The sequence below is a fragment of the Petrotoga sibirica DSM 13575 genome, assembly GCF_002924625.1.
Lineage (GTDB): Bacteria > Thermotogota > Thermotogae > Petrotogales > Petrotogaceae > Petrotoga > Petrotoga sibirica.
The window spans coordinates 15,402-28,480 of the sequence record NZ_JAHC01000005.1 but is presented as its reverse complement, the minus strand read 5'-3'; the positions used below and the strand labels follow the sequence as shown (position 1 = coordinate 28,480).

Genomic DNA, 13,079 nt, shown 5'->3' with positions numbered 1-13,079 from the left:
CTCTTAAAGAATAGGAGTTTTCAAGGACAATGATAGAAGAAGTCATAAATTCTTTTGATTATGTAGTTCAACTTAAAGAAAAAGGAATGATAACTTGGGAAGAGATCTTCCCAAGTTTTTATAGCGTTGCAAAAAATAATTTTAAAACAATTAAAGAAAATGGTCTTTTAGAAGATGTTAAAAAGATTTTGACTTATATAAAACCTCTTAAAACATTGCCAGAAAAACGCAAGGAAAGACGTCTAGAAGGCTTAAGAGATTCCTTAAAGATTTTAAAAGAGCGATATTTAATTGATGAAGTTTCGGTAGAACCAGAAAAAAAATTAGCACCACTCACCGATATAAAATATATAAAAAAAGTAGGAACAAAAAGGGCTTTAGTTCTAAATAGATTAGGTATTTTTTCATTAAAAGATTTCTTTTACTATCCACCAAGGGATTACGAAGACAGAAGAAAGGTTGTTAAAATATTTAACGCCAAAGAGGATGAAAAAGTCGTAATAATAGGAAATGTAGTGAAAAGTGAGGAAGCAAAAATAAATAAAGGGTTAACTATTTACAACTTTTCCGTGGAAGATGACACTGGGGTCATAATCGTTACTTTTTTCAACCAGGACTATGTAAAATCTTTTTTAAAAAGAGGCGTAAAATCTGCTTTTTATGGAAAGATAGAATATTCATACGGTATGAAACAGATGAAGTCACCCGATTTCCAAGTGATTGAAAATGAGGAGGATTTCAAAAGAGAAATTCTACCGGTTTATCCACTGACCTCTGGTATCTTCCAAACAACTATGCGAAAAATAGCAAAAGAAGTTATTAAACAGACATATTTTTTAGAAGAATTTTTACCCGAAGAATTTGTTCAAGGATTCAATTTATTAGATTTGAAAAAGCGAATAAAGGGAATCCATTTCCCTTTGAGTATTTATCATAAAGAAAGGGCTTGGTACTCTTTAAAATACGAAGAGGCAATTTTATTTGAATTAGCCATGATATATCTGAAATTGAAGATGAAAGAGATGAAAAAAGGTGCGACGAAGGAGATAAAGGGAGAATTATCTAAAAACTTTCTCAATACTTTAAATTTTGAGCTCACACAAGCTCAAAAAAGAAGTTATGAAGAGATAAAAAAAGATTTGATTTCTCCATATCCTATGAACAGGCTTTTACAGGGGGATGTTGGTTCTGGTAAAACCGTTGTTTCAGAGCTAGCGATTATAGATGTTTGTGAAGCCGGCTATCAAGCAGCGGTTATGAACCCCACCTCTGTTTTATCAAAGCAACAGTTTAAAAGGCTATCAAAGGATTTAGAGCCTTTAGGTTTGAAAGTAGCTTTGTTAACAGGAGATACGAAGGAAAGCGACAAAATATTAATAAAAGAAAAGCTAAGGGTTGGAGAAATTGATGTTGTAGTTGGTACCCATGCAATCATTCAACAGGATGTGGAATTTAAAAAACTAGGGTTGGTAGTGATTGATGAACAACATAGATTTGGAGTGAATCAGAGGTTGGAACTTATTAAAAAAGGGAATCATCCCGATATTTTGGTAATGACAGCAACTCCCATTCCTAGAACCTTGGCAATGACTTTTTATGGCGACTTAGACGTTAGCTTAATCGACGAAGTGCCTAAAGGAAGAAGACCGATTAAAACAATACTTGTTGCTGAATCCAACAGAAAAAGTTTGTATGAGTTTGTTAAAGAAGAATTAGATCAGGGGAACCAAGTGTTTTTCGTGTATCCATTGATAGAAGAATCTGAAGCCTTAGAATTAAAAAACGCGATGAGTATGTATGAAGAGCTAAGTGAAGTTTTTAAAGAATATAAAGTCGGACTTTTACATGGAAGGCTTTCACCTTCAGAAAAAAATGAAGTTATGGACAAATTTGTTCAAAGAGAATACGATATATTGGTTTCCACATCGGTAGTAGAAGTTGGGATAGATATTCCTGATGCCACGGTAATGGTCATAGAACATCCCGATCGTTTTGGATTATCTCAATTGCATCAGCTCAGGGGAAGAGTTGGTAGAAGTGAAAAACAATCTTATTGTTTCTTAGTATTAGATGATGATGCCAACAATGAGATAAAAAGTAAAATGAACTCCTTTTCTAAAACATTAGATGGTTTTGAGGTAGCAGAAATCGATTTAAAATGGAGAGGCCCTGGTAAATTCTTTGGAGTGGAACAGCATGGGGTACCGGAATTTAAATTTTTAGATTTAGCCGAAGATGTGAACATAATAGAAAGTTCAAGAAAAATGGTAGAGCGTTTTTTATCTTCTATTCAAAGTTTCGATAGATATCCTAATTTAAAACACGAATTGCAAACAAGGTATGGAGATTCAATACACTTAATAAATGTTCTATAGGGATTTTTGACTTTTAGGAGGAAGAGTATGAAAAGGGATAAAGTCTTTTTTAACACTTTGTGGATCTCAATAACATCTTTTTTAGTTATTTGTATAGTTATCTTGCCAAAAAGTTTTTCTGGGGAATGGTATTTCAGTCCTGTTTTGGTTACGGTTGGTTCATTAGAAATAAGATGGTACGGACTGTTAATCGCTTCATCGATACTGTTGGGAACATTTATTGCTCAGAAAGAAGCTGAAAGAGAAAAAATAAACGAAGACGATCTTTTTACGGCTGTTTCTTTAGGAATTATATTTGGTATTGTAGGAGCAAGATTATATTATGTTCTTTTTAATATTAAATATTTCTCTCAAAATCCTTCAGAAATTTTTAAGATATGGCATGGCGGTCTGGCTATACATGGAGCGATATTGGCTGCCTTTTTAATTGTTTTTTTGTATACACGGTTGCAAAAGAAATGTACCTTTACCTTTCTGCAAGGGTTAGATTTATTCACCTTTGTTTTACCATTAGCTCAGGCTATTGGGAGATGGGGTAATTTTTTCAATCACGAAGCATATGGTTCACCTACAAACCTTCCATGGAAGATGTACGTTTCATTACAGGACCGAATGTCGGGATATGAAGCCTATGAGTATTTTCACCCCACATTTTTGTATGAATCTGCCTGGAATTTGGTGGTATTTCTGATATTGTTTTATTTTATTAGAAATAGGAGAAAAACATATGGAGAAGTTACCGCTCTGTATTTAGTTCTTTATTCTATTGGCCGAATCCCAATCGAAAGATTAAGAACAGATAGTCTTTACCTTGGAAATTTTCGGGTGGCTGTGGTTATAAGCTTTATTTTAATCGTGCTAGGCTTTTTGCTTTTTGTATACCTGAGAAACAAAAGGGAAATAGCCAAAAAAAGGAGTGAAGATTGATTGGTGAATATTCTATTAATAGCTTTAGGTATTTTCCTCTTAATAAGAGGGGCAGATAGGTTAATAGAAGGTGCCCTTGGATTAACAAGGAAAGCAGGTGTATCCGAACTGTTTGCAGGTTTGACGGTAGTGGCCTTTGGTACCAGTGCACCTGAATTAGTTGTTACTATTTCTTCGTCTATAAAAGGAGCCAGTGTAGGATTAGGAAACGTTCTTGGCTCCAATGTCGCAAACATTGGATTGATTTTGGGGATCTCTTTTTTAATCTCCCCAACAAAAATTCAAAAATCTACAGTAAACATAGAAATGCCTTTTTTGCTTATTATTTCAGTAGTTATATTTGCAATGATAATGGAAGGGAATAGTGTATTAACTAGATACGATGGCATGATATTGATAACCTTTTTGCTTATTTTTATGGCTTATCTCTATTATATGGCAAAAAATGATCAACAAGTCAGGAAACAACTTGTTGAAAACGAAGAAATGAAAAAAGTTGAAAAAGAAGAGTCCTGGGCTAAAATAATCACTTTTTCTGCCTTAGGGTTGGCTATGTTGACAATAGGAGGAGAATTGACGGTAAATAATTCAATTATATTTGCTAAAAGTATTGGAATCTCAGAATCTTTGATAGGGGTAACTATAGTCGCTATAGGAACTTCCCTTCCGGAATTAGTTACCGCTATTGTCGCAGCGATTAAACATTCGGATGATATAGTATTGGGGAATATAGTTGGTTCCAATACATTCAACATCGCAGCCATACTTGGTATATCAGCGTTAATAAATGGTGCTAGGGCAGATAGACCGGTTACTTTTGATGTATCGTATGGACTTTTACTGGCGTTGATCTTGTTGCTTGGTACGATGCTCAAAAAAGATCGAAAAGTGGGAAGAGGTTTAGGAGTCTTCCTGTTTTCTTTGTATGTACTTTACATAATCATTAGCATTCAAATTGGATAACTTTTTTAAGTATGAAGAAAGGAATAAAAATGAAATTTTATAATAGAAAAAGGACGTTACTTCTTGTTGTTTTTGTTTTATTTCTATTTTTTTTCTTTTATCCAGTAACTTTAGTTGATGAAGAAGATAATAATATTAGAATATTTTCAACAGGGTTAACAAAGGTAATTTTCTATGAAGATATAGGATACAGCTTTATAGAAAAAACTATCTTTTTTTACGCAGCAATTCCTTTTGAAAAGTTTGCCTTGTTAAATGTACAAAACGGATTTTTGCCGCGACAAAAAGGTGATTCTTTAGTTCAAAGGCAAAGTGACGATTCAACGGCAATGGTTTATTTCAAAAGTAAAAATACTCTTTATAACTATGATAATTTTTTCTATAACGAAAAATGGTTAAAGGATTGGATAGTTGATTCTAAAGATTTTTTGAAAAATATTTCAGAAATCGATGAACCTATGTATATTCTTTATATGGATCAAGGTAGGTCTTTTCAAGTTTTGCCCAGTATTTATGTTGTTAATTCTGTCAAGGATTTAATTCATGAATTATCTCATTACTTTTTTGGTTACAGGGTAAAAACTTCCTCGAATGATACTTGGCACGAAATATTAGCTGAAACCAATTCGTTATTATTTCTTAGAGAAGTATTGCCTAAGGATTATTTGACAGAATTAGAACTCAAAAAAACAGGCTTTTATGATGAACCTTATGGACAAAGTGTGATATCTTTCATGGAAAGATTAGACTTTGACAAAGAAAAGATATTTGATCTAGAAAGATATATTTTAAATAATTTTGATAAATTAGATGATAAAAGTTTTGCAAATTTAGTTGAAATATTTTTTAAACAATGAAGGTGTTTAAAAGTGAAAAGAATTTTGTTGGTTGTTTTCAGTACTCTTTTAGTTTATCTTTCTTTTTCATTTGACTATGTTTTTCTATTTATAGCGGATGGAATGGGAATACCACATATGCAGTTATCTAATATGTACAAACAATATTTATTTACAGAACAACTACACATCCTAGAATTACCGTACTATGGAATGGTTGAAACTTCTTCAATGAACGGAGTAACGGATTCAGCAGCCGCTATAACTGCAATTTTATCTAAAGAAAAAACCTACAACGACAGGATAAACATTGGCCCTGATGATGAAAAAATTTTTCCCATTACTTATGAACTAAAAAAGCGAGGGTACAAAATTGGTGTCATTACAACTAACACCATTATCGATGCTACCCCTGCAGGAGCTTATGGTTTCGTGGTAAATAGAAGAGATTACCAAAAGATAACTCAAGATCTTTTAGAAAGTAATTTTGATCTTTTCATTGGGGGTGGAAAAGCTTATTTTAAGGATAGAAATGCTGAGGAATATGGATATTTTTACAGAGAGAAACTTAATGAAATTCCGCCTCTTGCTAATGAAATTATTATGTTATATTATGGGAATTTTCCCTTTTTAACTGACGAACCAGAAAGAGTTACGTTAGAAGAAATTTTAAATTATGCATTAAGTAAATTTGATGGTTCTCCTTTTTTCATTTTGATTGAAGGTGGAAGAATTGATCACGCCGCACACGCACATGATACTTATTCATTGATAAACGAAATATTAGATTTTGACGATGCGGTGAAAGTTGCAATCGATTTTTACATGCGGTATCCTCAAGAAACTTTGATCATAGTGACTGCGGATCATTCAACAGGAGGTTTAAGTTTAGGAGATGGTTTTTTAACGTTGAATAAACTTCAACGAAGCGAGTATTCGTATGAAAAGCTGATAAATACATTTAACCAATCTAATAACTATGAAGAGTTTCAAGAAAAATTGGGTTTGACGCTAGATTTAGAAAAAGAGTTTTATGATACCAAGGATTCCAGAGAAAATGTAACTTATCAATCGTCTGTGATCAAAACTTTTTATGAAGGGTTAAACGATCCTGTGGGTATAAATTGGGGTACTTTTGGGCACACACTAGATTATGTGCCTCTTTTTTCCAACGTTCCTTTTAATAAAAATATAATATCAAATAATGAAATTTTTTCTATTTTTGAGATTTATTGATTTAAATCGATTTAAACGACCTTAATCGTCATTAATTGAAAGTAATTGCCTATAACTGGATTTTGAGAAAAAAATTTCATGATGTATAATACATCTACAGAGCACTTTTGTAGGTTACCCTCCCTCCTGGAGTGTTCTGTCCCCGGAAGAATTCATTTCCAAATTAGGGCCTTATTAAGGCCCTTTTTTTATGGTTTAATAAAGATTAAGATTTCAATATCCCCGTAATCTCTTACTTCTTCCCTAATTATATTTTTTGGTATATAATCGAATTTTTCACTCTTGTGTTTTTCGATAATAATGTAGCCTCCCCTTCTGATTAAAGATTTATTAGAATCTATGAATTTTAAAAATCCTTGGACATAACGATTATTAAATGGAGGATCCGCGAATATGTAGTCAAATTGTTCACCTGAAAGTTTTGTAATGGATTTTCTAAAATCCGATTTTATAACCTTTATATTGTCTAATACTCCTAAAGATTTAGCGTTTTTTAAAATTGAGTGAACTGCTTTCGATGAAATATCTATCATTGTGGAGCTTTTTGCTCCATTACTTAGAGTTTCGAAGCTCATTATTCCGCTACCTGCAAAAAATTCCAAGAAGTTAACGCCTGAAAAATCAAAAATGCTCATCAAAGCTCTTCTTAAAGTAGCAGGCGTATATCTTGTCCTACGATCATCAACTGTTTCTATGGTAATATTCTTAAATTTACCACTTTCAATCTTCAAAGCCATTTTTACACCTTATACAAACAAAGAAGGAGCTTCGTTCTGCCCCTTCCATTTTTTGGAGCGGATGACGGGACTCGAACCCGCGACTCCCAGCTTGGGAAGCTGGAGCTCTACCAACTGAGCCACATCCGCATTGGCTATTCCTTACTTCGAATCAAATATATTATACCAACATTTGTATAGAAAATCAATATTTCATATTTTAATTATATTTTGTCCTTGTTAACATCGTAAAATAATTTATGAAAAAACTCTTGCAAACTATTTTGAGAAAGTTTTTTTGTATCTAGTTCCTTAATTATATCAAAAAGGTCATTATCTACTAGATCGTCTTCAAATAATAATTCTTTTTCTTCTTTTTCCATTATCAAAGAATAGTTGTTTTTTATCTCTGTATCAGGTTTTATAACATTTTCCAAATGTGAATATTCTTCTCGGTTTTTTTCTTTGCTTTCCTCTTCAAGGGTGCCTGGGTCTTGAATGCTGCTTTTTTCACCATTATTTTCTAACTCAATTAGAATTTCTTCAATCTCTTCAAGATTTGATTCTTTTAAGATATCGTCTATATCTTTATCAAGTTTGTTTTCAAGGTCTTCTATCTCATTTAATTTTCCATCTTTGTGGTCTTTCGATATGTTGTTTCCTTCTGATAAAATGTCTTCATTTGAAGTTATCCCTATAAGTTTTTTTAAAGGAGATGATACCTTCCAAACTTTTTTTATGTGTGGTTCATCAAATTGGTCTATTGTTTTGTATTTGATTCCTTGAGTTTCAACTTTGTCTATATTGGTCAATGTTTCCATTTCATTTAACACATTTTCCTTTTTTTCAAAAGAGAGATGTTTGCGTATCAAAAAAATAGTAAAAAAAGAGGCAGCTAAGGAAATGACAAATATTATTAGCATTACTATAAAAAAAGTTAAATAATGGAAGTTTTGTTGTTCTTCTTCGAACGGTTGAGCATTATTAATTTTTAGATTTGTAGAGTAGAAATCATCTGATTCTGGTGGTAAAGATTCAATAACATTTAAAGCTTCATCTACAAGAGGGATACCCTTAAATGGCTGCAAATATATTTTAGCTGTAGTATAATCGTTGTTGTGGAATGCAGATAATCCTAAATACATTTTTATTTCAGGCATTTCACTTTCTAATCTAGGTGATAATTGCAAGGTCTGCTCAAAAAAATTTTGAGCTAAATCATATTGAGCATTTCTATAGTATTTTAGGCCATTCATATAGTATTCGTAAGCAATATCATAATTATCGGAGAATATTAACATTATTTGAAGAAGCATGATTAAAAGAGTAAGAACTTTCTTAATGTTGACTCACCTCACAAGGAGAATGATATTATTTCAATTCGGTTATTTTTAGTAATCATCCATCCTTTGCCTCTTTTATCTATATGGACATCGATTATGTGAGTTTCAGATCTCTGAAAAAAGCCAGGGAAAATAGCTTCTTTTAAAAGTAGGTAGCTCACATGATCTTTTCCAAATACAAATAATTTATCATTAAATATTTGTAATTTTAGTCTTCCTATATTTCCGTCTTCTATAAGTTGTAATCCACTTTTTGAACTATCCCAAAGGACCAACTTATAATTTGAAAATAAAATAAAGTAGTTATTGTTATATAATGCAAAATCAGTAATCTCTCCTAACTGAGTTCCTAAAACATCTTGAATGGTAGAATTATTTATTAATTCTACGACATCACTGTTTAGTAGTTTTGTTAGTTTATCTTCAAAAATAACGTATACTTCCCCATTTATTACTTTTAATGATATAAAATTACTAACTTCATTTATCAAAGAATCGTTGAGATAGACTCTACAATTGTTTGGTTCATATTCCACAGTTAAAAAACCAATATTAGGTAAATAGTAAATTTCGGTACCTTTAGAAGGCATTTTTGTATTAATTTTATCAATTTTACTGTTTTCATTCAAAACGTATACACCATTGACGGTAGATATATAATATTGATTGTTAAATACTATTCCTCCCATAATTTTGCCGAAAAATATTTTTTCTAGATTTTTGTTGTAAATAGCATTTGGACTTTTAAAGTAGATGTTTTCTCCTATTTCAATAATGCTCATTATATCTTCATCTATTTCTCTTTGCTTAGTTGGATTCAGTAAGATTGTACTTTCTTTATACTGTGATGGAAGGGTAAAAGTGGAAACAATACTGGGGTAGGTATTTTTATTTTGAACGGCAGAGCTGTTTTCATCTCCTGTTTCGTATGTGTATTCGACAAAATTATCATCTTTAAAAGGCTCCACTGAATATGAGGGTACGGATTCATCTAAAAAATTAACTATCGTATTCAGAACATCAGCGTCATTATAAATTTCATAAAAGCTTTTTTTAGAATAGTAAGTTTTGTCTATCCCATCTAACTTTGCACTATCGACACTCACTATTCCATCCCCATTTCCTTGAACAAATTCTGGATACAGTCTGGATATATATTTGTCTGATAAATTTTCCTCAATTGCCGGATTAGTACCGATTATTGATAAGTATCTGATGTCATTTCTTATGCCAAAAGAGTTCAATTTTTTGAGAAACTCAGAGTTAGGGATAAGGTCTTCATAATATGAATTGATTTGATCTAGGTAGGAACTAATTTGTAGGGTGATTTTTAATATTGTACTATCCTCAACATTAAACAATTGAGATAATATATATGTGTTTTTTCCAAAGAGTAAATTTAAAAAAAGTGGGTTGGCAAGATTGCTTCCTTTATTTGGAGTAGAGATGAGTACTAAATTTTCCACGTTTTGAATTGTTTGACTAGACTCTAAGGCATATCGAGCAATTAATCCCCCAATGCCATGTGCAATGATATCAAACTTTTTATTAGGAAATCTAGAAAGTTCTTGAGCAAGTCGCCTTCCTTCAAATTCGACATAACTGTTAATCCCCGTTCTTTCAACAAAACCAACAAAAGAATCATTATAATTTTTACTTCTAGTAGATATCAATGGGTAATTGTAACTCCAAATGGTTCTATTTGGGAAAAGGGAGGACCAAAAAGATTGCGGATAACCATTTTTAGGAACATTCATTACCTTTCCAAGGAAGTTGAGATCTGTTCCAGGAATTAAAATAATATCAGGTTCAAGAGTTGGTGGTGCTTCTTTTATAACCTTGAGTCCACCGGATGATTCTTCTGGAGATTCTATGATTAGACCTATATAATTTACTTTAGTTATTTGGAATGTCTGTGCTTCTATGTAATACTCATTCTCAACTTTTACTATTTTTCCCCCTTTGAATTCTGAAACAATAGGGGGATCTTCGCGCGTAATGTAAGCCAAGGCGAAATTCACGAAGTTATCTCCGAAGTAATTATCTTTTGGAATCCTATATCTTACAGTAACTGGTAAAATAGAAGATTCATTACTTTCATCTTGGAAAGTTATTTTATATATGTCACCATAAAAATTTTTAGATTTGATCAATTCTTGATATTCTGAAGAGCTTTTATCTACAACTTGGATTCCGATGTCTTTGATTGAAGAAAAAGCAAAATTAGATATAATTATTTGAATATTTGTAGAAGAAGGTATTCTCTCTTTTGGAGGGAAAAAGACGTTTTTAAAAATGAGGGAAAAAACAAGTATTACAATAGCAATTACAGTAATAAATAAAAGAATTTTGTAGTTTTTCTTCATATATTTAATGTTATTTAAAAAGTTAAAAGGTTTAAATTTAATAACCAAGTCAACTCCTTTTGAGATTGTTATCTTGTTTCTACAGTTTTTCTAACTTCCTTCAAAATTTGAGATAGTTCTTTTAGGTTGATTTCTTCTAATTTTTGTAAAACGCTTCTATAGATATTATCGGCGATTATTTGTGTTTCTTGATAGTTATAAAAATTTAAAAGAGTTTTTTTGTTTATATCTTTATTGGTTTCTTTTCCAATTTCTTCTTCGGTAGTAAATAAATCTTTTAGATCATCGAAAATTTGGAAAGATACACCGAAATCAGTTCCTATTATATTCATTTCTTTAGCTAGTTGTACTTCCCCGGTCATTAAAAAAGGAGAGGCGAAGCAAAAACCAAAAACCGCCCCTGTTTTCTTTGAATACATCTCAAGAATTTCTTTTTCACTTACATCTTTATCTTCTTTTTCAAAGATTAGATCTTCCATTTCTCCTTGGAATAATTTTAAAATGGTTTTTATAAAATAATCCATTAAAAGAAGTTTATTTCCTTCGTTTATATTATCTAACTTGGCAACAATCTGCAGTGGGAGAGTGAATCCATAATCTCCAGCTAGTAGAGCCTTATATTCTCCAAACTTTAAATGGTTTGCGGGTCCTCCTCTTCTTAACTTTGCATTGTCTAAGGCAGGTAGATCATCATGTATTAAAGATGAGGAGTGTAAAATTTCGATAGCTATCGCAATGTCCATTAAATTCTTTTTATTTGCAGAGACTATTTGCCCAAAGTTATATATAATCCATGGTCTTAGTCTTTTACCTCCGTTTTCTATGTAATAAAACAGCGGGTCTTTTAAATGACTTTTCAGATTCAAATTTTCAAAAAAATCCGTTATCTTCTGGTCAAAGATATTTTTAAACTCAGGTAATTTTAGAAATTCCATCGATTCACCTCGTACTATTAAACAAATTATTCGTCATCTTGATCTTTATTTTTATTTTCAAACTTCCTTCTTAGCTCGTCTATATTGAAGTTCTCGAAATCTTGTCTGGATTCGCTTTCATCTTCCGTGTTTATAAAAGAAGCATCAATACCATGTTCGGATACTATTTCTTCCTCTATGTAAATAGGTAAGTTGTGTTTTAAGGATAAAATAATACAATCCGAAGGCCTTGCATCGATATAGATCTCTTTAGAATCACTATTTTTCAGGACTAATTTAGCATAATAAATATCGTGCTTGAATTCGCCAATTTCTATCTTAACAGCTTTCGCCTTAAGTTGTTCGAGTATATTGCCAATGAGATCATGGGTTAAAGGTCTTTCAAAATCTTCGTTTCTCAATATTAAAGCCAAAATTCCAGCTTCGCATGGCCCTATCCATATTGGTACAACAACGTTTGTATCTTCTACCTTTAAAAAAACTATTGGTGAATTCGAAACTTTATCTATTCCCATGGTAACATTGCTTACTTTTTTCATGGTTGACAACCTCCTTTAAAAAGCTTGAATTACTTTCTTGTCTCTTTCAAAGCCAGTTGAGGTTCACTTGTAACCTTTTCACTGATAATACTTTTGAGACATTCTCTTAATTCTCCTTCGCTAGCAAAGTGTTTTGGTTCAACGGGTTCGTGTATGAATAAATTAATATTTGAAGGTTTGATAAACGCGCTTCCTTTTTTGCTCATTTTGATAGTCCCATCTATTGTGACAGGTAATATTTTTATATTATACCTAAAAGGTATTAAAAGAGTTCCCTTCTTAAACTCACCTACTTGACCGTCTAAACTCCTTGTTCCTTCCGGGAAAAGGGATATTATTTCTCCTGATTGTGATAATTTTGCAAATTTTTTAAGAGCTATAGCGCCACTTTTTGCATTACTTCTATCTATTAAGATAGAGCCAAGCTTTTTGATAAAACTTCCCAGTATAGGAATCATAGAAAGCTCTTTTTTTGCTATAAAAGCTGTGGGATAAATATAACCTAAAATTAAAGGTATATCGAACATGCTTTGATGATTCGCTACTATTACATAAGGACCTTGCTGTGGGATATTTTCTTCACCGAAAACTGAAATCTTGCTGTTTAAAAATTTAAAAGTAGCTCTTCCAAACCAAGATACAACCTTTCTAATATATTCTTGAGAGGCTTTGATGCCTTTTCTTTTTTCTATGATATTTGCTTTTATCAATACATAAGTTCCGTATACAATTACAACACCGAAAAATCCAATAATTAACCATATTGTGAAGAAAATTGCCTTTATTGTTTCTAATATCTTTTTCATCGAATGTCCTCCTTTTTTGTTCGTTTTCTTTAATATA

At 31.7% G+C, this 13,079-nt stretch carries 11 protein-coding genes and 1 tRNA gene; 5 read left to right on the top strand and 7 right to left on the bottom strand.

What is annotated here, in order from left to right:
* Positions 1–29 precede the first annotated feature (29 nt).
* Genes recG through AA80_RS01010 form a run of 5 tightly spaced genes read left to right on the top strand, consistent with a single transcriptional unit; the run spans position 30 to position 6,337 of the window.
* Positions 30–2,375, top strand: coding sequence for an ATP-dependent DNA helicase RecG (gene recG / locus AA80_RS01030; protein WP_103876023.1), 2,346 nt, complete (start codon positions 30–32; stop codon positions 2,373–2,375).
* Positions 2,376–2,402: 27 nt separating this feature from the next.
* Complete coding sequence (gene lgt / locus AA80_RS01025) at positions 2,403–3,302, top strand: prolipoprotein diacylglyceryl transferase (protein ID WP_103876022.1); 900 nt, start codon at positions 2,403–2,405, stop codon at positions 3,300–3,302.
* A gap of 3 nt (positions 3,303–3,305) precedes the next feature.
* The gene (locus AA80_RS01020; protein WP_233186777.1) at positions 3,306–4,265 is read left to right on the top strand and encodes a calcium/sodium antiporter; all 960 of its coding nucleotides are present in this window, start codon (positions 3,306–3,308) and stop codon (positions 4,263–4,265) included.
* A gap of 29 nt (positions 4,266–4,294) precedes the next feature.
* Complete coding sequence (locus AA80_RS01015; protein WP_103927199.1) at positions 4,295–5,122, top strand: hypothetical protein; 828 nt, start codon at positions 4,295–4,297, stop codon at positions 5,120–5,122.
* A 12-nt stretch (positions 5,123–5,134) separates the two neighbouring features.
* Entirely contained in the window at positions 5,135–6,337 is a 1,203-nt protein-coding gene (locus tag AA80_RS01010; protein WP_103876019.1) for an alkaline phosphatase, read from the top strand.
* Positions 6,338–6,525: 188 nt separating this feature from the next.
* Here the strand turns inward: AA80_RS01010 and AA80_RS01005 are convergent, their stop codons facing one another.
* From AA80_RS01005 to AA80_RS00975, 7 genes are all read right to left on the bottom strand, one after another.
* A complete protein-coding gene (locus tag AA80_RS01005) occupies positions 6,526–7,074 on the bottom strand; it encodes an RsmD family RNA methyltransferase (protein ID WP_103876018.1) in 549 nt (182 codons plus the stop codon).
* Between the two features lie 53 nt (positions 7,075–7,127).
* Positions 7,128–7,203 (bottom strand) — tRNA-Gly (locus AA80_RS01000).
* A gap of 74 nt (positions 7,204–7,277) precedes the next feature.
* A complete protein-coding gene (locus AA80_RS00995; protein WP_134080025.1) occupies positions 7,278–8,354 on the bottom strand; it encodes a tetratricopeptide repeat protein in 1,077 nt (358 codons plus the stop codon).
* Positions 8,355–8,407: 53 nt separating this feature from the next.
* The gene (locus AA80_RS00990; RefSeq protein WP_103876016.1) at positions 8,408–10,810 is read right to left on the bottom strand and encodes an esterase/lipase family protein; all 2,403 of its coding nucleotides are present in this window, start codon (positions 10,808–10,810) and stop codon (positions 8,408–8,410) included.
* Between the two features lie 20 nt (positions 10,811–10,830).
* Positions 10,831–11,697, bottom strand: a complete 867-nt coding sequence (locus AA80_RS00985; protein ID WP_103876015.1) for a polyprenyl synthetase family protein — start codon at positions 11,695–11,697, stop codon at positions 10,831–10,833.
* 26 nt (positions 11,698–11,723) lie between these two features.
* Positions 11,724–12,236: a bifunctional nuclease family protein gene (locus tag AA80_RS00980; RefSeq protein ID WP_103876014.1), complete on the bottom strand. Its 513-nt coding sequence runs from the start codon at positions 12,234–12,236 to the stop codon at positions 11,724–11,726.
* A 29-nt stretch (positions 12,237–12,265) separates the two neighbouring features.
* Complete coding sequence (locus AA80_RS00975; RefSeq protein WP_103876013.1) at positions 12,266–13,042, bottom strand: lysophospholipid acyltransferase family protein; 777 nt, start codon at positions 13,040–13,042, stop codon at positions 12,266–12,268.
* Positions 13,043–13,079: the final 37 nt, after the last annotated feature.

What these genes read in the sequence shown, in the direction of transcription:
- recG (WP_103876023.1), top strand. Translation starts at nt 30, where the DNA reads ATGATAGAAGAAGTCATAAATTCTTTTGATTATGTAGTTCAACTTAAA.
- lgt (WP_103876022.1), top strand. Translation starts at nt 2,403, where the DNA reads ATGAAAAGGGATAAAGTCTTTTTTAACACTTTGTGGATCTCAATAACA.
- AA80_RS01015 (WP_103927199.1), top strand. Translation starts at nt 4,295, where the DNA reads ATGAAATTTTATAATAGAAAAAGGACGTTACTTCTTGTTGTTTTTGTT.
- AA80_RS01005 (WP_103876018.1), bottom strand. Translation starts at nt 7,074, where the DNA reads ATGGCTTTGAAGATTGAAAGTGGTAAATTTAAGAATATTACCATAGAA.
- AA80_RS00995 (WP_134080025.1), bottom strand. Translation starts at nt 8,354, where the DNA reads ATGTTAATATTCTCCGATAATTATGATATTGCTTACGAATACTATATG.
- AA80_RS00985 (WP_103876015.1), bottom strand. Translation starts at nt 11,697, where the DNA reads ATGGAATTTCTAAAATTACCTGAGTTTAAAAATATCTTTGACCAGAAG.
- AA80_RS00980 (WP_103876014.1), bottom strand. Translation starts at nt 12,236, where the DNA reads ATGAAAAAAGTAAGCAATGTTACCATGGGAATAGATAAAGTTTCGAAT.
- AA80_RS00975 (WP_103876013.1), bottom strand. Translation starts at nt 13,042, where the DNA reads ATGAAAAAGATATTAGAAACAATAAAGGCAATTTTCTTCACAATATGG.